We start from the raw sequence: 23,283 nt of genomic DNA, 5'->3' as shown, positions 1-23,283 counted from the left end.
CACGCGAACGCCTTGACCCCCACCCCTCACCCCTCCCCACAAGGGGGAGGGGAGTCGCGGGCGTTGCGCCTTGCATTCCTATCAGGCGGCCGCCCTGTCCAGCCGCACGAGCACGCCGCCCTTCTTGTCGAGAAAACGGTGCAGGCGGTCGTTGTAGTCGGGCGCCACGACCTCGCGCACCGAGGGACGCGCGGCCAGTGTCTTGCGCCACGCCTGCACCTTCGGAAGGCCGTCGAAGACGCCGAGGTCGGCGATCGTGTCGATGACGTCGAAATAGCGGAAGGCGGGGGCGAAGACGGCGTCGACGATGGTGAAGGCCTCGCCTGCAAAATACGGACCGTCGCCGAGTTCGGCCTCGATGCGCGAGAACTTCTCCTTCAGCGCCGCAACGGCCGCGTCGAAGGCCGCCCGATCGCCCGTCGTCTCGATGGTCCAGATGTCGGAGAGGGCGGCGGAGCCGAACTCCATCCAGGCGCGATGGCGGGCACGGGCGATGGCGTCTTCCGGGTGCAGCCGCGGGGCATACGTCTCGTCCAGGTACTCGACGATGGCCGCGCTCTCGAACAGCACCTCATCGCCCACCTTCAGGAGCGGCACCTTGCCGCGCGGGGAGATTTTCAGGAACCAGTCGGGCTTGTTTTCGAGATCGATGTCGATGCGCTCGAAGGGGACGCTCTTTTCCTTGAGCACGATCGCCGCGCGCTGCACATAGGGGCACAGGTCGAAGGAGACGAGGGTGGGGTTTTGTGGCATTGAATGCTCCTTGGATATGGGTCGGAGTGGAAAGTTGATGCAATTGCATCTATATTGGCGATAAGACGACGAATGTCAATCTCGATGCAATTGCATGAAATAAATTGTTGGTGAACAATGACCGCAAAACCCGATGAAACCACCGTCGCTGCATGGATCGCGCTGGCGCGGGCGGGGCGGCTTAGCATGGCGGGGATCGAGGCGCGGCTGAAGGCGGCGGAGCTGCCGCCGCTTTCCTGGTACGACGCGCTGTGGGAGCTGGAGAAAGCGGGCGAGAAGGGCCTGCGCCCCTTCGAGCTGGAGAAGGCGCTTTTGTTCGAGCAGTACAATCTCTCGCGGCTGGCCGACCGGCTGGCGGCGGCGGGGCTCGTCGAGCGCTGCACCTGCCCGGAGGACCGGCGCGGGCAGGTGCTGAGGATCAGCGCCGAAGGCCGCGCCTTGCGCCGGCGCATATGGGAGACCTATGCGCAGGCCATTCAGGAGGCGGTGGGGGACAAGCTGGCGGGCGGAGAGGCGGAAGCGCTGGCGGCCTTGCTGAAGAAGCTCGGCTGAGGGAGGCAGGCTATCGAGTTTTATTCCTGTCCGACCCACCCTCAATCCCTCCCCACAAGGGGGAGGGGGACGTCAGCGTTGGGCGATTGGCGTTAACCATGGCGCCGGGCACGAAAGCTTCCCTCCCCCTTGAGGGGAGGGATTGAGGGTGGGGGTCAGGCGAAGCCGAACAAAGATGCGTTACCCTTCCCTCTAGGGGAGAGGGACGAAAGCCAAACCGCGCGCTTTTCAAGTGCAACCGCAATCGTAGCCGGCCGTCACCGACCGTCGGTCTTGCGCGCGGTGAAGGAGATGCCGCCCGCAAGCTCGGTGGCGAGCCTGAGTGCCGCCCCCGTCGCCACCACCATCTGCGGCAGGAGCATCCATTCCAGTGTCCAGGCGGCGCCCGAGCGTTCGTTCTCGTGCACCAGCGCGTGGTGCATGCCGGGGAGAAGCGTGGCGTTGAAGCGGGCGAGGGTGAGGAGGGTCTCGGCCTTCACCGGGTTCTGCTTGTGCGGCATGGCGGACGAGCCGCCGCCTTGCGCAAGCTTCACTTCGCCCATCTCGCTCTGCGCCATCAGCGCCACGTCCTGCCCCATCTTGCCGAGGCTTCCGGTGGTGAGCGACAGGAAGGAGGCGAGGTCGGCGATGCCGTCGCGCTCCGAATGCCGGGCACGGGCGACGAGATTGAGGCCGAGTGCCTTGGCAAGGCGTGCGGCAACGGGCGGGCCCTTGTCGCCGAGCTTGTCGAGCGTGCCGGCCGCGCCGCCGAAGGTGAGGACGGCGGCTGACTTGGCGACGCTCTCCAGGCGGGCGCGGTGGCGCATCAGGGGCTCGCGCCAGGAGCGGATTTTCCGCGCAGCAAGGACGGGAATGGCCGCCTGCATGCGCGTGTGCGCCATGACGGGCGTGGCGCCGTCGCGCCTTTCCAGCGCGTCGAGCGCTTCCACCAGACGGTCGAGGCGTGCTGCCACAAGGCCCATCGCCGTCGACAACCTGATGGCAAGGCCGGTATCGATCGCGTCCTGGCTGGTGGCGCCGAAGTGAAAATGCGCAGCGTGCTTGGCGCCAAGCTTCTCTCGCACCTGGGCAATGAGGGCGGGCATCACCACACCGTCGCTCGCGACACCGGTTCGCAGGGCGGAGACGTCCGGGCTGAAGCTCTCCAGCATCCCGGCGATAGCGCGCGCGGACGCGGCCGGGATGACGCCTTCCTCGGCTTGAGCCTCGGCAAGCGCCGCTTCGAAGCGCAGCAGCGCGTCGATCTCGGCCCTGGCCGAGAAGAGCTGCGCCAGCTCCTCGTCGCCCAGGAGGCCGGAGAGGATCGGGTGATCGAAGACTGAGATGGTCATCGGTCTGTCTCCGGTGAGAAGTGCGGCGATGTGGAGCTTATCACAATCACTTCGTCATTCCGGAAGCCGGAGCGATAGCGGAGGCTGTCCGGAACCCATTCCGGGATATCGAGTCACGGAGTGGATTCCGGCCTTCGCTTTGCTCAGCCGGGATGACGGCGCTCCTCCTTCCGGTGCGCCATCGGCGTAGCTACACATCGAAAAACACCGTCTCCTTCTCACCCTGGAGGTGGATGTCGAAAGTGTAGGTGTCGCCATCCCGTGGGGCAACCAGCGTGGCGATGCGGCTTTGGTGCTCCAGGCGGGAAAGCACCGGGTCTTCCGCGTTCGCCTTCTCCTCGTCGGCGAAACACATGCGCGTCTGCAGGCCCAGATTGATGCCGCGGGCGACGATCCACAGCGAGATGTGCGGCGCCTGCGGGCGGCCGTCGGGGAAGGGGACGCGGCCGGGCTTGATGGTCTCGAAGGTGAAGACGCCGGTCTCCACATCGGAAGCCTGCCGCCCCCAGCCGGTGAAGTTGGGGTCGGCTTTCCCGCGCGGCTCCGAGGGCGAATTGTAGAGCCCGTCGGCATCGGCCTGCCAGATCTCGATCAGCGCATCCTTGATGACGGAGCCGGTGCCGTCGAAGATGCGCATCTTCACCGTGATGCGCTCGCCCTTGGTCTTGTCGTCGACCATGCGGGTGCCGAGGTCTTCCGGATAGACGCCGGAAATCTCGCAGATGTTCGGCGTCAGCCCGATATGGACGTACGGCCCTGCCGTCTGGGAGGGGGTCTCCTTCAGTCTTGTCAGCGACTGCGCCATGATCAATTGCCCTCCAGCTTGTTCTCGAACATGGTCGAGCGGCGCCCGCGCAGGACGATGTCGAACTTGTAGGCGCGCGCGTCCATGGGCACCGTCGCCTCCATGTCGAGCGCGGCGATGAGCGTCTCGATGGCGCGCTTGTCGGGGATCGTGCGGACGATGGGGCACTGCCAGATCATCGGGTCGCCCTCGAAATACATCTGCGTGATCAGCCGCTGCACGAAGCCGTGGCCGAAGATTGCGAAGTGGATGTGGGCGGGGCGCCAGTCGTTGATGCCGTTCGGCCAGGGATAGGCGCCGGGCTGGATGGTGAGGAAGGAGTAATTGCCGTCCTCGTCGGTGATCGTGCGCCCGCAGCCGCCGAAATTAGGGTCGAGAGGGGCGAGATAGCCGTCCTTCTTGTGGCGGTAGCGGCCGCCGGCATTGGCCTGCCAGAACTCGACCAGAACATTGGGCACCGGGCGGGCGCGCTCGTCGAGTACCTGGCCGTAGACGATGATGCGCGGGCCGATGGCGCTCTCGCCGGGCCTGGCGTAGTTGAGCGTCAGGTCGTTGTCGAGCTCGCCCAGCATGGCGCGGCCGAAGACCGGGCCGGTGATCTCCGACAGCGTATTGCCGAAGGAGACGGGCGCGCGCTGCGGCGAGCGCACGACGGTGCTCTTGTAGCCCGGCGCGAAGGCCGGCGGGTGCCAGTTTCGCTGGCGCTGGAAAAAGCCGCCCGTCTCGGGTCTTGCGTTCCTCATTTTTCTCCTCCGCCTTCCATCTCGGAAAGTGTCTGTTTGATGATCTTGATGGCGTGGTTTGCAGCCGGCACGCCGGCGTAGATCGCCACGTGCAGCATGGCTTCGCGCAGGTCGTCCGCGGTGGCGCCGGTCTTGCCGGTGGCGCGCACGTGCATGGCGAGCTCTTCGTGATGGCCGAGGGCGGCGAGCAGGGCGATGGTGACCATGGAGCGCTCGCGCTTGGTCCATTCCGGGCGCGACCAGACGTGGCCCCAGGCGGCCTCGGTGATCAACTCCTGGAAGGGCGCGTCGAACTCGGTCTTGCCGGCCTCCGCACGGTCGACCCAATCGTCGCCCAGCACGCTGCGACGCGTCGCCATGCCTTCCTCGTAGCGCTTGGACTTCCCGCTCATTCGTTCCTCCGGGGCCTCTTCAATAGGGCAGGCCGACATAGTTTTCCGCCAGCATGGTCAAGGCGGCGCGCGATTGGAAGAGATAGTCGAGCTCGGCGTGCTGGATCTTCTGGCCGAAGGCGCCTCCGTCGGGGAAGCGGTGCATGGTGCCCGTCATCCACCAGGAGAAGCGCTCCGCCTTCCAGACGCGGGCGAGTGCTTTTCCAGAATAGGCGTCGAGGCCGGCGCTCGATTTCTCGGCGTAATATTCGTGAAGCGCATCAAAGAGATAGCGCACGTCGCTCGCAGCCAGATTCAAGCCCTTGGCGCCCGTCGGCGGCACGATGTGGCCGGCGTCGCCGGCCAGAAACAGGCGGCCGAAGCGCAGGGGCTCGGCGACGAAGGAGCGGATGGGGGCGATGGATTTTTCGATCGAGGCGCCGGTGGTCATGGCTTCAGCCGTCTTGTCGGGCAGGCGGCGGCGGATCTCGTCCCAGAAGCGCTCGTCCGACCAGTCTTCCACCTTCTCGCCCACCGGCACCTGCACATAGTAGCGGCTGCGGGTGTGGGAGCGCATGGAGCACAGGGCGAAGCCGCGCGGATGATTGGCGTAGATCAGCTCGGAGCTCACCGGCGGCACGTCGGCGACGATGCCGAGCCAGCCGAAGGGAAAGGTGCGCTCGAAGGTCTCGATTGCCGCTTCCGGCGCCGATTTGCGCGCGATGCCGTGGTAGCCGTCGCAGCCGGCGATGAAGTCGCAGTCGATGCGGTGCGTCTTGCCGTCCTTCTTATAGGTGACGTAGGGCCGGTCTGTGTCGAAATCCTGCGGAAGGACGTCGGCCGCCTCGTAGACGGAAAGGCCGCCGCTCGCCGCCCGCTTGTCCATCAGATCGTGCGTGACTTCCGTCTGGCCGTAGACCATGACGCGCTTGCCGCCGGTCAGGCCGAAGAGGTCGACGCGGTGGCGGCGCCCGTCGAAGGCGAGGTCGAAGCCGTCATGGGGCAGGCCCTCGGCGCGCATGCGTTTGCCCGCACCCGCCTCCTGCATCATCATGGTCGTGCCTTCCTCCAGTACGCCGGCGCGAATGCGCGAGAGCACATGCTCCTGCGTGGCGCGCTCGAGGATGACGTTGTCGACGCCGGTGTTGGTCAGGAGCTGGCCGAGCAGAAGCCCGGCGGGGCCTGAGCCGATGATGGCGACCTGGGTGCGCATGAAGCTGTCGATCCTCCCGATGACCACACCAAATTGGCGCATGGACGGTGGGCCGGCAATGGACATTTGCCGCGCGCGATTGCATTTTCAGAACATATCAGGGAGGCGAGATGCACAGTAGAAGCGTTCCAAACTATTGGCTTTATCGTGCGAAAACAGGGGAATCGGAAGATTTCTGGCTGCACAGCGAGACGCTTCCCGAGCGCAGCCGGCTGCACGATTGGGAGATATCGCTGCACCGCCACGAGGCGCTGTTCCAGCTTTTCGTGGTCAAGGAGGGGGAGGGCGAGCTTCTGGGCCCCGTCGGGCGCGTGCTGCCGTTCAAAGCGCCTTGCGCCATCTACATCGCGCCGGGTTCGGTGCACGGTTTCCGCTACTCGCACGATGCCGACGGGCTGGTGATCACGGTGCTGGCCGACCGGCTGTCGTCGCTCGGTGCGTCCGATCCATCGATCGCCGCCTATCTGGCGACGACACGGGTAACCGCGCTGGAGCCGAACGAGACGGACTGCGGCCGGCTTGCGGCACTCGCATCGGGCATCCACGAGGAACTGCACGCGGCGCGGCCGGGCGGCGAGATTATTCTCGACGCCATGGTGACGGAGGCTGTGCTGAGGCTCGCGCGCACGGGGGCGAAGACGGACCGCCGGGACGATATCCCGGCCTCGCGCGAACGCGACCGGCAGCGTACGAGCGCGCTGGAGGCGCTCGTCGCCGCGCATTGCCGCGAACACCGGCCGGTCGGCTTCTACGCCCGGAAACTCGGCCTGTCCGCCGGTCACCTCAACCGCCTCGCGCGGCGCGAGACCGGGGCCAGCGTGCAGGAACTCGCCACCCGCCACCTCCTGCGCGCCGCCCGCCGCGACCTCGTCTTCACGCCGACACCGGTGCAGGCCATCGCCTACTCGCTCGGCTTCCAGGACCCGGCCTACTTCAACCGCTTCTTCAAGCGCCGGACGGGCATGACGCCGGGGGCGTTCCGGGAGGCGGAGCGGGGGAAGCTGGTGGGGTGAGGAGGAGGCAGACCTCATCATGCGTCATCCTCCCGGAAAGCCCGAGCGCAGCGGGGGCTTATCCGGGATCCATTCTCGCCTCGCTGAAGCTCCGGCGAAGCGGGCCGGAACGTCGAAGTCACGGAGTGGGTCCCGGACAGCCGCCTTCGCTACGCTCAGGCCGGCTTCCGGGATGACGCGCGCCCTGGTTGCAAGCGTCGGCGCCGCGCTTCGTATCGGCAGCCCTTACAGCGCCTTCTCGGTGATATCATGCGTGTAGGCGCCTTCCGGCTCCTCGGTGATGACCGGGTCGGAGCCGCCGGAGAGGAGCGATTCCACCGTGCGCTGGTAGTCCTCCTCGTCCAGCGTGCCGTCGGAGCCGGCCGTCAGCTTGGCGATCTCGCCCATCATGCGCTTCTGGTGCTCCTCGGTCTGGGCGCCGGTGGCGTCGTTGTCGAGGACGATCATGGCGGCCTCGTCGGGGTTCTCCTCGGCCCATTTCCAGCCCTTCATGGAGGCGCGCACGAAGCGGACCATCTTGTCGGCGAACGCGGGATCCTCGAGGCTTTCTTCGAGCACGTAGAGGCCGTCCTCGAGGGTCGCCACGCCCTGGTCCTCGTATTTGAAGGTGATGAGGTCCTCCTCGGCGATGCCGGCGTCGATCACCTGCCAGTACTCGTTGTAGGTCATGGTGGAGATGCAGTCGGCCTGCTTCTGCAGGAGCGGGTCGACGTTGAAGCCCTGCTTCAAGACCTCGACGCCGTCATCGCCGCCCTCGGTGGGGATGCCGAGATGGCTCATCCACGACAGGAAGGGATACTCGTTGCCGAAGAACCAGACGCCCAGCGTGCGGCCGCGGAAGTCCTCCGGCGTCTCGATGCCGCTCTCCTTGAGGCAGGTGAGCATCATGCCCGAGGACTTGAAGGGCTGGGCGATGTTGACGAGCGGCACGCCGCGCTCGCGGGCGGCGAGTGCCGCCGGCATCCACTCGACGATGACGTCGGCGCCGCCGCCGGCCAGCACCTGCGGCGGGGCGATGTCGGGCCCGCCGGGCTTGATCGTGACGTTCAGATCTTCCTCTTCATAGAAGCCCTGGTCGAGCGCCACGTAGTAGCCGGCGAACTGCGCCTGGGTCACCCATTTGAGCTGTAGCGTGACGTCGTCCGCCGCAAGGGCGGAATATGCAGTGAGCGACATGGCGCCGGCGAGCATGGTTGTCATCAGTCTTTTCATTTCGCTTCCCACTGTGGTTGGGCCGTGCTCCCCACGGCCGTTTAGCTGCCCTATTCTACGCAATTCCGGACGGAAAACCGGTTCCCACCTTTCCTGGAATTGCCCTATCCACCGCGGATGGACGGATGCCAGAACGTGACGGTCCGCTCGATCTGGGCAACAAGGCCGTAGAAGAGCGAACCCGCCAGGGCGGCGACGGCGATCTCCGCCCACACCATGTCGATGTTCATCCGTCCGACTTCTGTGGATATCCTGAAGCCCATGCCGACGATGGGCGTGCCGAAGAACTCCGCCACGATGGCGCCGATCAGCGCCAGGGTGGAGTTGATCTTCAAGGCATTGAAGATGAAGGGGGCGGCCGCCGGCAGGCGCAGCTTGAAGAGCGTCTGCCAGTAGGAGGCCGCATAGGTGCGCATCAGGTCGCGGTCGATGGCCGAGGAGGCCGAAAGGCCCGCCACCGTGTTCACCAGCATCGGGAAGAAGGTCATGACGACGACGACGGCCGCCTTCGAGGGCCAGTCGAAGCCGAACCACATGACCATGATGGGGGCGATGCCGATGATGGGGAGCGCGGAGACGAAATTGCCGAGCGGCAGGAGCCCGCGCTTCAGGAAAGGCGAGCGGTCGATGGCGATCGCCGCCAGGAAGCCCGTGCCGCAGCCCAGCGCATAGCCGATGATCACCGCCTTCAGGAAGGTCTGGCGGAAGTCGGCCCAGAGCGTGGGGACGGAGCCGACGATGCGATCCCAGATCATGGAGGGCGGGGGAAGGAGCACCGTCGGCACGTTGAGCCCGCGCACGAGGCCTTCCCAGACGACCAGCAGCGTGACGCCGAAAATGGCCGGGACGAGGAGGGAGAGGATGCGGCGGGCGAGCGCGGTGCGCGGCTTCATCCGCACCAGCCACTCGTTGAGCGCCCAGGCGCCCGCCCAGAAGATGAGAGCGCCGGCGACCGCCGCGTTCATGGCCGCGCCCCCATGCGCGCCATGACGAGGCGCTGGGCAAGGCCGACGAGGGCGACGAGGATCGCCGCGAGTGCCGCCGCCATGAAGAGGGCCGCCCATATCTGGATCGTCTGGCCGTAATAGGAGCCGGCGAGGAGGCGGGCGCCGAGGCCGGCCACCGCGCCCGTCGGCAATTCGCCGACGATGGCGCCGACGAGGCTGATGGCGACGGCCACCTTCATGGACGTGAAGAGGAACGGCAGGGCGGACGGCCAGCGCAGCCTGAAGAAGGTCTGCGTGCGGCTGGCATTGTAGGTGCGCATAAGGTCGAGCTGGATCGCTTCGGGGCTCCTGAAGCCCTTCACCATGCCGACGACCACGGGGAAGAAGGAGAGATAGGTGGAGATCAGCGCCTTGGGCAGGATGCCAGAGAGGCCGATGGCGTTGAGGACGACGATGATCATCGGCGCTATCGCAAGGATGGGGATCGTCTGGCTGGCGATCACCCAGGGCATGACCGACTTGTCCATGGCCCGGTTGTGGACGATGCCGACAGCGAGAAGCACCCCCAGCGTGGTGCCGATGGCAAAGCCGAGGAGCGTCGAGGAAAGGGTGATCCAGGCGTGGTTCAAAAGGCTGCGGTTGGAGGTGGGGCGGGTCTCGACGGTGGTCTTCCACATCTCGGCCACCACCTGATGCGGCGCCGGCAGCACGGGGCGCTCCTGGGCCATGGTGTCGCGCACGAGGTCGGAGGCCGTCCACTCGGCGCCGGCGCGCTGGTAGAGGCCGATCTGCCAGGGGGCGTTGAGGTAGACGGTGAAGCCGTACCAGATGAGGACGATGGAGGCGACGACGATGGCGATAGGGAGCGCCTTGCCGTCGGTGAGGCGGCGGAGGGTGGCGGGGCTTGCGGTGGGGCTGGCGGCGATGGGGGCGGAGGCGGTCATATCGCATACCTCCAAGGTCTACGCCCCTTGGCGCCCCCCTCTGGCCTGCCGGCCATCTCCCCCACAAGGGGGGAGATCAGCCGTCGCGGCGGCCTCCGCCAATCGCCGACGTTGCAGAACAGGCGCCGGAGCAAGCGGCCGGCTGATCTCCCCCCTTGTGGGGGAGATGGCCGGCAGGCCAGAGGGGGGCGTGCAAGAGCGCCGGCGCCAGCAACGTTTAGCGACAATTCACTCATCCGCATGCCCCGCCCTCAAGCCCTCGCGCACACGATGCGCGATCTCAAGAAACTCCGGCGTCTCGCGGATATCCAGCGGGCGCTCCTTCGGCAGCGTGGATTCGATCACGTCCGTCACGCGGCCGGGCCGCGGCGACATCACCACGATGCGGGTCGAAAGATACACCGCCTCGGGGATCGAGTGCGTGACGAAGCAGATGGTCTTGTTGGTGCGCGCCCATAGCTCCAGCAACTGCTCGTTCAGATGGTCGCGCACGATCTCGTCCAGGGCGCCGAAGGGCTCGTCCATCAGAAGCAGATCGGCGTCGAAGGCGAGCGCGCGGGCGATCGAAGCGCGCTGCTGCATGCCGCCGGAAAGCTGCCACGGGAATTTGCGCTCGAAACCGGAGAGGTTGACGAGGTCGAGCGTGCGCGCCACGCGCTCCTGTCTCTCCCGGCTGGAATAGCCCATGATCTCCAGGGGCAAGGCGACGTTCTTCTCGATCGTGCGCCAGGGAAAGAGACCGGCCGCCTGGAAGACGTAGCCATAGGCCCGCGCCCGGCGGGCGGCCTCCGGCGTGAGCCCGTTGACGCGGATGTCGCCCGCCGTCGGCCGCTCCAGGTCGGCGATGACGCGCAGGAAGGTGGTCTTGCCGCAGCCCGACGGGCCGATGAAGGAGACGAACTCGCCGCGGCCGACCGAAAGATCGACGTTTGCGAGCGCCTGGACCGGGCCGTCGGCGGTGTCGAAGGTGAGGCCCAGACCCCGCGCCTCGACGACGGGCGCCATTGCTTCACGTCCCCCTCCCCCTTGAGGGGAGGGGTTAGGGGTGGGGGTATGGGTCACGACGTTCAATGCACTATCCCCAGCTCTCGAAGTATCTCTTCGATGCAGCCGTCCAAAGTTTCATCCAATTCTCCCGTTCGGAAGCGTAGAACCCTGTAGCTCGCTTGGTGAAGCCATCGATCCCTAGTGGCGTCTGATGCCATCCTTTCTGGCTCGGTATGAAACTGGCCGTCGACTTCAATCACGAGTCTTGCGGAATGAATCGCGAAATCAGCCACGTAGGGGCCAATCGGAACTTGCCGCCTGACGTGGACGCCATAGAGTTTCCTGAATTCTTTCAGTTCGCGCCAGAGACGTTTTTCTCCTTCCGTCGCGTGTCGGCGGAGCTGGCGTGAGCGCTTGATGGCGTTCTTTCTAACGATCGTGGGCATCGCGGCGGTACCCCCACCCCTAACCCCTCCCCTCAAGGGGGAGGGGGATCTGCCTGCGCTTATCATACCCCGCTCGCCGGGATGCCGGCCCGCTCGACCTTGCGCGGTGCAGTCACCTCTTTCCACTTCGACAGCGCCCGGTTGACGGGGGCGTTGGCTTCGCGCGCCACGAACTCGCCATGGCCGGGCTTCGGCCTGACCACCCCGTCCTCGACGACGATCTCGCCGCGCGACAGCACCGTCTTCGGCAGGCCCTTGACGTGCAAGCCTTCGAAGACGTTGTAGTCGATCGCAGACTGCTGGTTCTCGGCGGAGATGGTCTTTTCCGCATTGGGGTCCCACACCACGATATCGGCGTCCGCCCCTTCGACGATGGCGCCCTTCTTCGGGTACATGTTGAGGATCTTGGCGCTGTTGGTCGAGGTGACGGCGACGAACTCGTTCATGGTCAGCCGGCCGGTGTTGACGCCATAGGTCCACAGAACCGGCATCCGGTCCTCAAGGCCGCCCGTGCCGTTGGGGATCTTGGTGAAGTCGCCCACACCGAAGCGCTTCTGCTCGGTGGTGAAGGCGCAGTGGTCGGTGGCCACCACCTGTAGGGAGCCCGCCTGCAGGCCGGCCCAGAGCGAATCCTGGTGCAGCTTGTTGCGGAAGGGGGGCGACATGACGCGGCGGGCGGCGTGGTCCCAGTCGGGGTTCGCGTATTCGCTCTCGTCCAGCACCAGATGCTGGATCAGCGGCTCGCCATAGACGCGCATGCCCTTCTGGCGGGCGCGGCGGATGGCTTCATGCGCCTGCTCGCAGGAGGTGTGCACCACGTAGAGCGGGCTGCCGGCCATGTCGGCGATCATGATAGCGCGGTTGGTGGCCTCGCCCTCCACCTCCGGCGGACGGGAATAGGCGTGCGCCTCCGGGCCGTCGTTGCCGGCGGCCATGAGCTTTGCCTGGAGCCCTGCCACCACGTCGCCGTTTTCGGCGTGGACAAGGGGAAGGGCGCCAAGCTCGGCGCAGCGCTGGAAGGACGCATACATCTCGTCGTCGTCCACCATCAGCGCGCCCTTATAGGCCATGAAGTGCTTGAAGGAGGTGATGCCGCGGTCCACCACCTCGGCCATCTCGTTGAAGACCTCTTCGCTCCACCAGGTGATCGCCATGTGGAAGGAGTAGTCGCAGGTAGCCTTGGTGGACTTGTTGTCCCACATCTGGATCGCCTCGAGCAGCGACTGGCCGGGCGAGGGGAGGCAGAAATCGACCACCATGGTGGTGCCGCCGGAGACGGCAGCGCGCGTGCCGCTCTCGAAATCGTCCGAGGAGTAGGTGCCCATGAAGGGCATCTCCAGATGCGTGTGCGGGTCGATGCCGCCGGGCATGACATAGCAGCCGGTGGCGTCGATCTCGTGGTCGGCGTGAAGGTCCGGGCCGATGCCGACGATCTTGTCGTGCTTGATGAGGACGTCCGCCTTCCACGTGCGGTCGGCTGTGACGATGGTGCCGTTCTTGATGACTTTGGACATTGTTTTTGTTCCCCTTATCGCCCTCGCCGTGGCGTCGGTGCATCAAGCTGGGCAGCCAAGCCCAGATGCACCAGCAATCCGATATCCACGGCGCGCATTTGCAGTTGATCGAGCTGGCCGATTGGACCTCTCACCTTGTCGCGTGGGAACGTCATCAGCTTCTCGACCTGAACTTGCGATTTTTGACGAAGACCGTTCAGGGCATCCGGCCCGATGTCGACCCGCAGGACGCCGTTTTCGTCCGTCAGATCCGTCGTCAGAAAGCAAACAGTGATGCTGCCGATGATCTTTTCCATCCGCGTGTCCTGCACGATAACGGCAGGACGGGGTTTCCCATAATCCCCCTTTGCCGAAACAAGCACCACGCTGCCACGGACCATCAGTCGAGATCGTCCCAGACGTCTTCGAGGAATGCCTCAAGGACCTTGTCCATGTGCGACCTCCGGTCGGACTCGCGAATAGCCTCTCCTTCCCTTTCCAAGGCCTTCCAAAATGCCTCGGAGTCGACGTCCGGCACCCAAATCTCCACCGGCTTGTAACCCTTGGCCAGCAGCTCTTCGCGCTCTTCCTTCGTCAATCCTCTCGGTCGGCCCATGGTGGCCTCCTGTTGAATGCTTTTCAGCCCATTATCCGACCTTATGCACCCTCATTCAACAATCTCCGCCGTCTCCACCACCGCGTGAAACAGCACGTCCGCGCCCGCCTGCGCCCATTCCTTGGAAATCTCCTCCGCCTCGTTGTGCGACAGCCCATCCACGCAGGGGCACATGACCATTGCCGTCGGGGCCACGCGGTTGATCCAGCAGGCGTCGTGGCCGGCGCCGGAGACAATGTTGCGGTGGGAGTAGCCGAGGCGTTCGGCGGCGTCGCGGATCGCCTTCACGCAGGTCTCATTGAAGGCCGGCGGGTCGAACCGGCCGGCGATGGTGCTTTCGAAGCTGCAGCCGAGGGCCTCGCAGATGCCGGGCGCCTTTTCCTCAAACTCGGCCACCATGGCCTCCAGCGTGTTGATCAGGTGGCTGCGGAAATCGATGGTGAAGACCACCTTTTCCGGGATGATGTTGCGCGAGTTGGGGTAGACGTCGATCTGGCCGATGGCGCCGACGGCGTTCGGCTGGTGCTTCATGGCGATCTCGTGCACGAGCTCGGTGATCTGCGCGAGGCCCCGGCCGGCATTCTTGCGCATGGGCATGGGTGTCGAGCCGGTGTGGCTGCCCTTGCCGGTCACGGTGCACTCGATCCAGCGCAGGCCCTGGCCGTGGGTGACGACGCCGATGTCGATCTCTTCCGCCTCGAGGATCGGCCCCTGCTCGATGTGCAGTTCGAAGAAGGCCTTCATCTTGCGGCCGCCCACCGGCTCCTCGCCCTTCCAGCCGATGCGCTCCAGTTCGTCGCCGAAGCGCTTGCCCTCCTTGTCCCGCCGGTCATAGGCCCAGTCGCGGTCGATGACGCCGGCGAAGACGCCGGAGGCGAGCATGGCGGGCGCGAAGCGCGTGCCCTCCTCGTTGGTCCAGTTGGTGACGATGATGGGGTGCTTCGTCTTGATGCCGAGGTCGTTCAAGCTGCGCACGATCTCCAGCCCGCCGAGCACGCCCAGAACGCCGTCGTAACGGCCGCCGGTCGGCTGCGTGTCGAGGTGGGAGCCGACATAGACTGGCAGCGCGTCCGGGTCCGTCCCCTCGCGCCGGGCGAACATGGTGCCCATCTCGTCGACGGCCACGCTCATGCCGGCTTCCTCGCACCAGCGCTTGAAGAGGTGGCGGCCTTCGCCGTCCTCGTCGGTCACGGTCTGCCGGTTGTTGCCGCCGGCGACGCCGGGACCGATCTTGGCCATCTCGTGGATCGCATCCCAAAGACGATCCGCGTTGATCCTCAGGTTTTCGCCCGGTGCAGCCATGTCCGTTCCCCTATTCGATTTCGTTCAGCACGCCGCGCAGGCAGTCGACGATCTCGTCGATCTGGCCCTTCTCGATGATGAGCGGCGGCGAGAGCGCGATGATGTCGCCCGTGGTGCGGATGAGCACGCCCTTCTCGAAGGCCTTCAGGAAGGCGGAGAAGGCGCGCTTGGTCGGCTGGCCGGGGATCGCCTCCAATTCGACGGCGCCGACGAGGCCGATGTTGCGGATGTCGATGACGTGCGGCGCGTCCTTGAGCGAATGGAGCGCGTCTTCCCAGTAGGGGCCGAGCTCGGCGCCGCGGGTAAGAAGGCCCTCCTCCTTGTAGGTCTCCAGCGTGGCGATGCCGGCGGCAGAGGCGATCGGGTTGCCCGAATAGGTGTAGCCGTGGAAGAACTCGATCAGGTGCTCCGGCCCGGCCATGAAGGCGTCATGGATCTCCTTCTTCACGAACACCGCGCCCATCGGGATGACGCCGTTGGTAACGCCCTTGGCGGTGGTCATGATGTCGGGCACGACGTCGAAATAATCGGCCGCAAAAGGCGTGCCGAGGCGGCCGAAGCCGGTGATCACCTCGTCGAAGATCAACAGGATGCCGTGCTTGTCGCAAATCTCGCGCAGGCGCTTCAGGTACCCCTTGGGCGGGATCAGCACGCCCGTCGAGCCGGCCACCGGCTCGACGATGACGGCGGCTATCGTTGAGGCATCGTGCAGCGTGACGATGCGCTCCAATTCGTCCGCCAGGTCCGCGCCGTGCGCAGGCTCGCCGCGGGTGAAGGCGTTCTTGGCCGGCAGGTGGGTGTGCGCCAGGTGGTCGACGCCGGTCAAAAGCGTGCCGAACATCTTGCGGTTGGAAACGATGCCGCCGACGGAGATGCCGCCGAAATTCACCCCGTGATAGCCGCGCTCGCGGCCGATGAGGCGGAAGCGGGAGCCGTCGCCCTTCGCCCGGTGGTAGGCAAGCGCGATCTTCAGCGCCGTGTCGACCGACTCGGAGCCGGAATTGGTGAAGAAGACATGGTCCATGCCTTCCGGCGCCATGTCGACCAGCCGGTTGGCGAACTCGAAGACGATCGGATGGCCCATCTGGAAGGCCGGCGCATAGTCGAGCTCGGCCGCCTGGTGCTGGATCGCTTCGGTGATCCTCGGCCGGCAGTGGCCGGCGTTGACGCACCACAGCCCCGCCGTGCCGTCCAGTATCCTGCGGCCGTCATCGGCTGTATAATGCATGTCCTTCGCCGCCACCAGCATGCGCGGTGCCTGCTTGAACTGCCGGTTCGCCGTGAACGGCATCCAGAATGCACTGAGATCGTTCGGCTTTACGCTAAGCCGGTTGGACATGACCAAGCCTCCGTTATATTCCCCTTGTCCCGGTCAAGCTTGGTATTCTTGGCGAAGGTGTGATACGCAATTTTTGACCGTTTGGACAAACGTTAACACCGCCATTCGGGCGGTCAAGACCATTCTAGGGTTTTCAGCCCACGGCTTGGCGCTCCAGCCTCCGGCGATGCGCTGGGCCAGGGAGGGGCGAGGAAGGCGGGGCCGAGACGATGGATAAGCCGACGAAGCCGAGGAGCACGCGCATCCAGCGCGAGAAGCGCGAACTCATCCTGGAAGCGGCACTGGAGGTCTTCGCCCAGCACGGTTTCCGCGGCGCGACCATCGACCAGATCGCCGAGGCCGCGGGCATGTCGAAGCCCAACCTCCTCTACTACTTCAAGAGCAAGGAGGCGATCTTCGTCACCCTCATCGACCGGCTGATGGAAGCCTGGCTCGCCCCCTTGCGCGAGATGGACGCGGACGGGGACCCGGTCACCGAAATCCGCTCCTACATCCGCCGCAAGATCGAGATGGCCCGCGACTTCCCGCGCGAAAGCCGCCTCTTCGCCAACGAGATCCTGCAAGGCGCCCCGCGCATCCTGCCGCTGCTGGAGGGGGAACTGAAGGAACTGGTGGACGAGAAGGCCGAGATCATCCGCGAATGGATCCGCCAGGGGCGGCTGAAGAAAACCGACCCCCACCACTTCATCTTCGCCATCTGGGCGACGACCCAGCACTATGCGGACTTCGACGTGCAGGTGCGCGCGGTGCTGGGGCCGGACAAGGGCGGGGAGGGAAGGTTCGAGGACGCGGCGACGTTTCTGGAGGGGTTGTTTCTGGGGTGAGGGCGTTTCGTTCGGCGCACGCCGTGCTATGTTTTCGTGAGCCTGGGACCACTGATCATGACGAAGCTGGAAAGAATTGAAAAAGAGATCGAGGCGCTCGACGCGCAGGAATTGCGCCGCTTTCGTGAATGGTTCGAAGCGTTTGATGCCGCGCGCTGGGATTCGCAGATTGAGGCCGATGCGGCCTCCGGTAAGCTGGACGCCCTCGGTGAAAAGGCGATTACCGCCCACCGTGCCGGGCGTACCAGACCGTTGTGACGCATTTTTGCTGCACTCGAATTCTGGGAAGCATATGGAAGCCTGCCGAAGGCGGTCAGCACAATCGCCGAGAGAAATTTCGCGCGCTCAGGAGCGTAGCAGTTTTTCCAATTCAGCGATAAGGCTAAACGAGTTTTCAAAATACTGCTTAAGGATATTCGGTCCTAGCGATTGCGTTCCACCATGAGCTATAGAGTTTCTTATAGCATAGCATGATAAAACACCACTTTTTATTTGATCATTTTTGGCAATAAATTCTTTGAATTTGTGGCCCCAGCTACTGTCGAATTTGTATAGAAGCTCTAAAATCTCCTCGCAGTGATAATTCGTGCCGCGTTTGAAAAATGATTTTAGAAAGGAGTTGACCTGCGGCGCAGACCTGTTGCCTACGCGCTCGGTAATAAGAATCTCAACCGAACGCTCGACCGCACCACAGATCATCACGCATCCAAGCTTGCAGTAGTAGGCTGCGACCTCGGGATCCAAACCCTTGGCTTGCGCTGCGACGACAAGCTTCTCCACCTCGCGGAAACGGCTTTCGATTGCCAAAGACATTTAGGTGCTCGCAAATGCCTCTACAGCCAAACGCTGGCGCGTCTTGACCGACTCCTCGGTGGCCGTAGCGCTGTTTGACGCCTTCATAAAATCATTGTTAAGCAATAGCTTGTCATATTCCGCTCCGACTTTAACTAAGTCGGGATCCTGTCCGCCTGCACGAACACGTTCCGCGATGCCGACCACGACCGCCTCAAAGACAGCAGCGTTCAGCGCGCGGATTGGTCGAAAAGCCGATTTCCCCTTGGCCTTGTTGATAATCTCCATCGAGACTTTGAAAAGCCTTTCCAACTCCTCAAGAATAACTGACGTCACTTTCTTTTCTTCGTCATAGGCAAAGTCGTTTAAGAAATCGCGCATTGGCGCAGAATAGTTGGACCGGTCGTGGATCATCGCTAATGCTCGCAGGACTAGCTCTTGGTCCTTGAGGCGGCTGTTCCTCTTTTCGCCAAAGATTGCCCGCCAGTTGACGTCGTCGTTCAACACACGCACAACGTCAAGCACCGCACTTTCGCTAATACAATTGCGGATTTCCTGCGGTGATAAGCGGATGCCGCCAGAGTTGATACGCTCGAAAACGAAATAGAGGCTCTTGAGCGAGTTTTTAGGCTGGTCCTGTTGAAAGACCGTCGCATGCACAATGGAGTCATCAAGCTTCAATTGCTCATTGGTCTCTAGCTCTTGATAGCTTTTGCCTTCCCACTCCTTTCTTACACCTACGAGGCGAAACGCCTTCTCGAGAAAGACGCCGCTATAGAAGTACTGGAGCGTGCGTAAACGCTGCTGACCATCAACAACAAGGTGTCTTCCGGTCTCAGCCTCTTTATAGAGGAATATCCCCGGCACCGGCAGCCCCATCAGCAGCGATTCGATGAAACGAGAAGCGTGCCTTTGCGACCAGACGAAATTGCGCTGGAACTTCGGGATGAAAAACGCCTCACCTTTCATTCGTTTGACCAGCGTATCAACGGGATAGTCAGCGCCGTAGCTGGTGATGGTAAAGCTGGCGCTGGTCGCTTCTTCCGCGCTCTCGTCGTCCACGCCAGCCTCGAGACCGAGTTTATACTCGTCCTCGATTTCTATCGGCTGGTCGACTTCTGTCTGCTGGTCTTCGGTTGACTGGCTCATATTAGGCGTTCTCTTTGGGACAGGGATAGAGCTGTCTAGGTTGTCGTCTGGTGGTGCGGCAATGCTAGCGAGCAACTCCTAACGAAGCAGGATTAGTTCCCGCAGTCGAGCCCATTTCATCTAAGAACCGGCATGCCTTGTGGTTGTCTGCTTTTTGGGGTCCATGGCTTGTCGTAGGACTTCGCCCGACGAAGGGCGGCTCAGGATCAAAAGGCCGACAATCTACCCACCCTTCGGTCGCCATCGGAGCGGCGTGTCACACGAGGAAGGGCGGGTAGCTTCCGGTAGGCTTCGCGTCACCAATGCCGCCTACCGCCCCTCCCGTATCTCCGTCAGCGTGTTCGTCGGCGTAATCGCCTCCGGGTCCAGCTTCACCTCGATGATCGCCGGCTTGCCGCTCGCCGGCGCGCGTTCGAAGGCTCCCGCAAACTCCTCCGCCCTCTCCACCGTCTCCCCGTGCCCGCCATAAGCGCGGGGGAAAAGCTCGGTTCCCTTGGCAAGGTGATAGGCCAGGAGCCCAATCCATTCGTGGGCGGCTATATCCGCAAGGTACAGCCCAACGGATATCGAAGGTGCCGGGCGCTTCATGTCGGACCGCCGGACGAGATAATCCACGGGATAGGGGGTTGCTGAAAAGCCGGCGGCGCGGAAACAGGCGACTGCCCTTGGCATATGAAAGGCGGATGTGACGAGCAACCATGTCGCCCCTGGCTCGGGCTTTGCCACAACCTTGCTCTCGACTGCATTCTCACAGGTGTTTCGCGAGCGCTCTTCGAGTTCGATCCGCTCCCGCGGAACACCGATTTCAACAAGAAGGTCGCGTGCAAGGGCGGCTTCCGATTTCCCTTGCTCAAGCAACAGGTCGCCGATCCCGCCCGAAATGAGAATCCTGGCATCGGGATGGAGGCGGCTTAATTCGGCCGTTTTCGTGAGCCGCTCGGCTGCATCGGTCAAGGCGACCGTCTGGCGGTCTTGCGAGATGTCGGTATCGATTTGTCCGCCGAGAACGATAATGCCCGTCACGGAACCCTCGATGGCGGGCCGTGGAAACCTGTTTTCCAGCGCGAGCAAGGCGAGGCTTCCGATAGGCGACCATCCAATGACGAGCAGCAGAACGGCCGCCGTGACCAGGAGAAATCCCCCCGCCTTCCTCCAGCGGAACGCAAGGAACACAAGGCCCAGGAGTGCCGTCAGACCAATCAGATTGGATGGGAACGTCAAGGCCGAGAAAAGCTTTGAAAGAACGAAGAACACGTGCGGGTCCGAGGGTACGCTGTCGACAGCTCCGTGAGCGGATCGCGGCATTTCGTTGGAGGACAAATCGCCCGGTCCGATGAGCATGCCAGAGCCGGTGCGACCGGGTAACCTGACCATACGGTCGAGCCGAGTACCCACTCGGGTCGATTTGGTATAAGCCGGAGCAGCGAGCGCCGCTGCCGGTGGGGCCTCGCTCGAAGCGGATCCGGGCCCCTTCCGGTTCGCGTTCTCTCCTTGTTTGTCGCAATTGCGGACGGGAAACCGGTTCCCACTTTTCCTGGAGTTGCTCTACCGCCCCTCTCTAATCTCCGTCAGCGTCTTCGTCGGCGTGATCGCCTCGGCGTCCAGCTTCACCTCGATGATCGCCGGCTTGCCGCTCGCCCGCGCGCGCTCGAAGGCTCCCGCAAACTCCTCCGTCGTCTCCACCGTCTCCCCGTGCCCGCCATAGGCGCGGGCCAGCGCCGCGAAATCGGGGTTATGCAAGTCCGTGGCGGAGACGCGGCCGGGGTAGTTGCGCTCCTGGTGCATGCGGATGGTGCCGTAGGTGCCGTTGTTGACGACGACGACGATGATGGGCAGGCCGTATTGCACGGCGGTGGCGAATTCCTGGCCGTTCATGAGGAAGCAGCCGTCGCCGGCGAAGGCGATCACCTCGCGCTCCGGGAAGAGGTCCTTCGCCGCCACCGCCGCCGGCGTGCCGTAGCCCATGGAGCCCGAGGTGGGTGCCGCCTGGCTGTTGAAGCGGCGGAAGCGGTGGAAGCGGTGCAGCCAGGTGGCGTAGTTGCCGGCGCCGTTGGTGAGGATCGCGTCTTCGGGCAGGTTTTCTTCCAGCCACGCCATGATCGGGCCCATCTTCACCGGGCCGGGGCCGGTGGAAGGCGGGGTCGACCATTCAAGGTAGGATTGGTGCAACTCCTCCGTCAAAGGCGCCCAGGCCGGGCCGGCGGGCGGGGGGAGCTGTGCGAATGCGGCGGCGAAAGACGCGGGAGTGGCGTTGATGGCGAGCGTGGGGCGGTAGACCCGTCCGAGCTCGTGCGGGTCGGGATAGACGTGGACCAGCTTCTGGTCGGGGTAGGGGCTCTTTACCAGCGTGTAGTCGGAAGATGGCATTTCGCCGAAGCGGCAGCCGACGAGAAGCACGAGGTCGGCCTCCTTGATGTACTGGCCGAGCTTGGGATTGATGCCGATGCCGATGTCCCCGGCATAGCAGGAATGCAACTGGTCGCAGAGCGTCTGGCGGCGGAAGGAGCAGCCCGCGGGAAGCGCCCAGCGCTTGAGCGCCGCGCACATCTCTTTCACCGCCTCCTCGCTCCAGCGCGTGCCGCCCAGGATGACGAAGGGCCGCTCGGCGTCGGCCAGAAGCGCCGCCAGCCTTTCCATCTCTTCCGCGCCCGGCCGTGTCTCGACCGGCGTGAAGGGCAGGGCGGCGGGCGCCTCCACCGCGTCGGTCAGCATGTCCTCGGGCAGCGAGACGACCACCGGGCCGGGGCGGCCGGAGGTGGCGACCGCGAAGGCGCGGGTGACAAGCTCGGGGATGCGGGCGGCATCGTCGATCTCCACCACCCACTTCGCCATGGAGCCGTAAAAAGCCTTGTAATCCACCTCCTGGAAGGCTTCGCGCTCCTTGATCCCGCGCGCCACCTGGCCGATGAAGAGGATCATCGGGTTGGAATCCTGCATGGCGATGTGGACGCCGGCCGACGCGTTGGTGGCGCCGGGGCCGCGGGTGACGAATGAGATGCCGGGCCGGCCGGTGAGCCGGCCGTGGCAGTCCGCCATCATCGCCGCGCCGCCTTCCTGGCGGCAGACGATGGTGCGGATATCGGAATCGTGGAGCGCGTCGAGCACGGCGAGATAGCTTTCGCCCGGCACGCAATAGAGCCGGTCGACGCCGTTCGCCTCAAGTGCCTCGACGATAAGCTGTCCGCCCGTCTTCATGGCTTCCTCTCTTCCAGTTCGCGCAGGATTTCTTGGCTGTGCTCCCCCAGCCGCGGGGAAGGCCGGTCGTAGACAAGCGGCGTTCCCGACAGGCGCATGGGCGCGCGCACCGAGGGCAGGGTATTGCCGTGCCCGTCGTCAAGGTCGATGTGCATGCCGCGCGCAATGGTCTGCGGGTCGGCGAACATCTCCTCGATGGTGTTGATCGGGCTTGCCGGCACGCCGGCCGCGTCGAGCTTTTCGAGCAGCGCCTCGCGGGCGAATGTCTTCAGCCTCGGTGCGATCTCGCCGCGCAGGCGCTCGCGGTTGGCGACGCGCGCCGCGTTGGTCGAAAAATCCGTATCGCCCGTCAGATGTTCCGCGCCGATGACCGCGCAGAAGCGGGCGAACTGCGCGTCGTTGCCGACCGCAAGGACGAAATGGCCGTCCGCCACCTCGAACACTTCGTAGGGGCAAATGTTGGGGTGGGCGTTGCCCATGCGGGTCGGCGCGTTGCCGGAGACCAGGTAGTTCAGGTTCTGGTTGGCGAGCACGGAGATCTGCGCATCGAAGAGCGCCATGTCGATGAACTGGCCTTCGCCCGTCCGCTCGGCGTGGCGGAGCGCGGCCTGGATGGCGATGACGGCGTAGAGGCCCGTGAAGATGTCGGAGACGGCCACGCCCACCTTCTGCGGCTCGCCGTCGGCGGGGCCGGTGATCGACATCAGCCCAGACATGCCCTGGATGATGAAGTCGTAGCCGGCGCGCGGGGCATAGGGCCCGTCCTGGCCGAAGCCGGTGATGGAGCAGTAGACGAGGCGCGGGTTGAGCGCCTTCAGGCTGTCGTAGTCGAGGCCGTATTTCTTCAGGCCGCCGAGCTTGAAGTTCTCGATCAGCACATCCGCCGAGGCGATGAGCTTCAGGAGCGTGGCGCGGTCGTCCGCTTCCGCGAAATCGAGCGCGATGGAGCGCTTTCCCCGGTTGGTGGCGTGGTAATAGGCGGCCGAAAGGTTCTCGCCGTCCCTGCCCGTCACGAAGGGCGGGCCCCAGCGGCGCGTATCGTCGCCGCCGTTCGGGTTTTCCACCTTGATGACGTCGGCGCCGAGATCGGCGAGCTGTTGCCCGGCCCAGGGGCCGGCAAGGATGCGCGCCAGTTCGACGACGCGAATGCCTTTGAGCGGGGGTTCGGCCATGAAAGGGGATGCTCCTGTGACGACGACCGGTGCCTAGCAGAACTTGCCACGCCCTGGAAGGCATGTCGGAGTCGAGCGGCAATC

General features: G+C 64.4%; 25 protein-coding genes. 4 read left to right on the top strand and 21 right to left on the bottom strand.

Features of this window, described 5'->3' with window-relative positions; genetic code table 11:
* Window positions 1-81: 81 nt before the first annotated feature.
* A complete protein-coding gene (locus tag GM910_RS16835) occupies window positions 82-753 on the bottom strand; it encodes a glutathione S-transferase family protein (protein WP_159589275.1) in 672 nt (223 codons plus the stop codon).
* Between the two features lie 117 nt (window positions 754-870).
* On the opposite strand from GM910_RS16835, the gene GM910_RS16830 reads away from it, so the two are divergent.
* Complete coding sequence (locus tag GM910_RS16830; RefSeq protein WP_159589273.1) at window positions 871-1,305, top strand: MarR family winged helix-turn-helix transcriptional regulator; 435 nt, start codon at window positions 871-873, stop codon at window positions 1,303-1,305.
* A 257-nt stretch (window positions 1,306-1,562) separates the two neighbouring features.
* On the opposite strand, the gene GM910_RS16825 is transcribed toward GM910_RS16830, so the two are convergent.
* From GM910_RS16825 to pobA, 5 genes are all read right to left on the bottom strand, one after another.
* On the bottom strand, window positions 1,563-2,636 hold the full coding sequence (locus GM910_RS16825; RefSeq protein ID WP_159589271.1) for a 3-carboxy-cis,cis-muconate cycloisomerase: 1,074 nt from the start codon (window positions 2,634-2,636) through the stop codon (window positions 1,563-1,565).
* Between the two features lie 190 nt (window positions 2,637-2,826).
* On the bottom strand, window positions 2,827-3,441 hold the full coding sequence (gene pcaG, locus GM910_RS16820) for a protocatechuate 3,4-dioxygenase subunit alpha (protein WP_159589269.1): 615 nt from the start codon (window positions 3,439-3,441) through the stop codon (window positions 2,827-2,829).
* Between the two features lie 2 nt (window positions 3,442-3,443).
* Window positions 3,444-4,184 (bottom strand): protocatechuate 3,4-dioxygenase subunit beta, encoded by a 741-nt coding sequence (gene pcaH / locus GM910_RS16815; protein WP_159589267.1) that lies wholly within the window; start codon window positions 4,182-4,184, stop codon window positions 3,444-3,446.
* Window positions 4,181-4,576 carry a 4-carboxymuconolactone decarboxylase gene (pcaC, locus tag GM910_RS16810; protein WP_159589265.1) on the bottom strand — a complete coding sequence of 132 codons (396 nt, stop codon included), beginning with the start codon at window positions 4,574-4,576 and terminating at the stop codon, window positions 4,181-4,183. The genes pcaH and pcaC overlap by 4 nt, the downstream gene beginning before the upstream one ends.
* Window positions 4,577-4,595: 19 nt before the next feature.
* Complete coding sequence (gene pobA, locus GM910_RS16805) at window positions 4,596-5,768, bottom strand: 4-hydroxybenzoate 3-monooxygenase (RefSeq protein WP_159589299.1); 1,173 nt, start codon at window positions 5,766-5,768, stop codon at window positions 4,596-4,598.
* Window positions 5,769-5,878: 110 nt separating this feature from the next.
* Between pobA and GM910_RS16800 the strand changes: the two genes are divergently transcribed.
* Entirely contained in the window at window positions 5,879-6,781 is a 903-nt protein-coding gene (locus GM910_RS16800; protein WP_159589263.1) for a helix-turn-helix domain-containing protein, read from the top strand.
* 225 nt (window positions 6,782-7,006) lie between these two features.
* On the opposite strand, the gene GM910_RS16795 is transcribed toward GM910_RS16800, so the two are convergent.
* The 10 genes from GM910_RS16795 to aptA all read right to left on the bottom strand — a co-directional run bounded on the left by GM910_RS16795 (window position 7,007) and on the right by aptA (window position 16,067).
* On the bottom strand, window positions 7,007-7,993 hold the full coding sequence (locus tag GM910_RS16795; RefSeq protein ID WP_159589261.1) for an ABC transporter substrate-binding protein: 987 nt from the start codon (window positions 7,991-7,993) through the stop codon (window positions 7,007-7,009).
* 104 nt (window positions 7,994-8,097) lie between these two features.
* Window positions 8,098-8,958 (bottom strand): ABC transporter permease, encoded by an 861-nt coding sequence (locus GM910_RS16790; protein WP_159589259.1) that lies wholly within the window; start codon window positions 8,956-8,958, stop codon window positions 8,098-8,100.
* Window positions 8,955-9,884 carry an ABC transporter permease gene (locus tag GM910_RS16785; RefSeq protein ID WP_159589257.1) on the bottom strand — a complete coding sequence of 310 codons (930 nt, stop codon included), beginning with the start codon at window positions 9,882-9,884 and terminating at the stop codon, window positions 8,955-8,957. Before GM910_RS16785 ends, GM910_RS16790 begins: the two co-directional genes overlap by 4 nt.
* Window positions 9,885-10,112: 228 nt before the next feature.
* Window positions 10,113-10,889: an ABC transporter ATP-binding protein gene (locus GM910_RS16780; protein ID WP_159589255.1), complete on the bottom strand. Its 777-nt coding sequence runs from the start codon at window positions 10,887-10,889 to the stop codon at window positions 10,113-10,115.
* A gap of 62 nt (window positions 10,890-10,951) precedes the next feature.
* On the bottom strand, window positions 10,952-11,317 hold the full coding sequence (locus tag GM910_RS16775; RefSeq protein WP_159589253.1) for an endonuclease domain-containing protein: 366 nt from the start codon (window positions 11,315-11,317) through the stop codon (window positions 10,952-10,954).
* Between the two features lie 62 nt (window positions 11,318-11,379).
* Window positions 11,380-12,831 carry a dihydropyrimidinase gene (gene hydA / locus GM910_RS16770; RefSeq protein WP_159589251.1) on the bottom strand — a complete coding sequence of 484 codons (1,452 nt, stop codon included), beginning with the start codon at window positions 12,829-12,831 and terminating at the stop codon, window positions 11,380-11,382.
* A gap of 14 nt (window positions 12,832-12,845) precedes the next feature.
* Entirely contained in the window at window positions 12,846-13,211 is a 366-nt protein-coding gene (locus GM910_RS16765) for a type II toxin-antitoxin system PemK/MazF family toxin (protein WP_159589249.1), read from the bottom strand.
* Entirely contained in the window at window positions 13,211-13,426 is a 216-nt protein-coding gene (locus tag GM910_RS16760; RefSeq protein ID WP_159589247.1) for an antitoxin MazE-like protein, read from the bottom strand. Before GM910_RS16760 ends, GM910_RS16765 begins: the two co-directional genes overlap by 1 nt.
* A gap of 51 nt (window positions 13,427-13,477) precedes the next feature.
* Entirely contained in the window at window positions 13,478-14,728 is a 1,251-nt protein-coding gene (locus tag GM910_RS16755) for a Zn-dependent hydrolase (RefSeq protein ID WP_159589245.1), read from the bottom strand.
* A 10-nt stretch (window positions 14,729-14,738) separates the two neighbouring features.
* Window positions 14,739-16,067, bottom strand: a complete 1,329-nt coding sequence (gene aptA, locus GM910_RS16750; protein ID WP_159589243.1) for an omega-aminotransferase AptA — start codon at window positions 16,065-16,067, stop codon at window positions 14,739-14,741.
* 209 nt (window positions 16,068-16,276) lie between these two features.
* Between aptA and GM910_RS16745 the strand changes: the two genes are divergently transcribed.
* Window positions 16,277-16,891 carry a TetR family transcriptional regulator C-terminal domain-containing protein gene (locus tag GM910_RS16745; protein ID WP_159589241.1) on the top strand — a complete coding sequence of 205 codons (615 nt, stop codon included), beginning with the start codon at window positions 16,277-16,279 and terminating at the stop codon, window positions 16,889-16,891.
* Between the two features lie 57 nt (window positions 16,892-16,948).
* Window positions 16,949-17,149: a hypothetical protein gene (locus GM910_RS16740; protein ID WP_159589239.1), complete on the top strand. Its 201-nt coding sequence runs from the start codon at window positions 16,949-16,951 to the stop codon at window positions 17,147-17,149.
* 87 nt (window positions 17,150-17,236) lie between these two features.
* Here the strand turns inward: GM910_RS16740 and GM910_RS16735 are convergent, their stop codons facing one another.
* The 5 genes from GM910_RS16735 to GM910_RS16715 form a co-directional block, all read right to left on the bottom strand.
* The gene (locus GM910_RS16735) at window positions 17,237-17,704 is read right to left on the bottom strand and encodes a HEPN domain-containing protein (RefSeq protein WP_159589237.1); all 468 of its coding nucleotides are present in this window, start codon (window positions 17,702-17,704) and stop codon (window positions 17,237-17,239) included.
* Window positions 17,705-18,832 carry a DUF262 domain-containing protein gene (locus GM910_RS16730; RefSeq protein ID WP_159589235.1) on the bottom strand — a complete coding sequence of 376 codons (1,128 nt, stop codon included), beginning with the start codon at window positions 18,830-18,832 and terminating at the stop codon, window positions 17,705-17,707.
* A gap of 309 nt (window positions 18,833-19,141) precedes the next feature.
* The gene (locus GM910_RS16725; RefSeq protein WP_159589233.1) at window positions 19,142-20,086 is read right to left on the bottom strand and encodes a YdcF family protein; all 945 of its coding nucleotides are present in this window, start codon (window positions 20,084-20,086) and stop codon (window positions 19,142-19,144) included.
* Window positions 20,087-20,377: 291 nt separating this feature from the next.
* On the bottom strand, window positions 20,378-22,027 hold the full coding sequence (locus tag GM910_RS16720; RefSeq protein ID WP_159589231.1) for a thiamine pyrophosphate-binding protein: 1,650 nt from the start codon (window positions 22,025-22,027) through the stop codon (window positions 20,378-20,380).
* Window positions 22,024-23,199: a CaiB/BaiF CoA transferase family protein gene (locus GM910_RS16715; RefSeq protein ID WP_159589229.1), complete on the bottom strand. Its 1,176-nt coding sequence runs from the start codon at window positions 23,197-23,199 to the stop codon at window positions 22,024-22,026. The genes GM910_RS16720 and GM910_RS16715 overlap by 4 nt, the downstream gene beginning before the upstream one ends.
* Between the last annotated feature and the right edge of the window lie 84 nt (window positions 23,200-23,283).

This window comes from Chelativorans xinjiangensis, from assembly GCF_009812055.1.
GTDB lineage: Bacteria > Pseudomonadota > Alphaproteobacteria > Rhizobiales > Rhizobiaceae > Chelativorans > Chelativorans xinjiangense.
The sequence above is the reverse complement of the archived record's forward strand: the minus strand, read 5'-3'. Positions and strand labels throughout refer to the sequence as shown.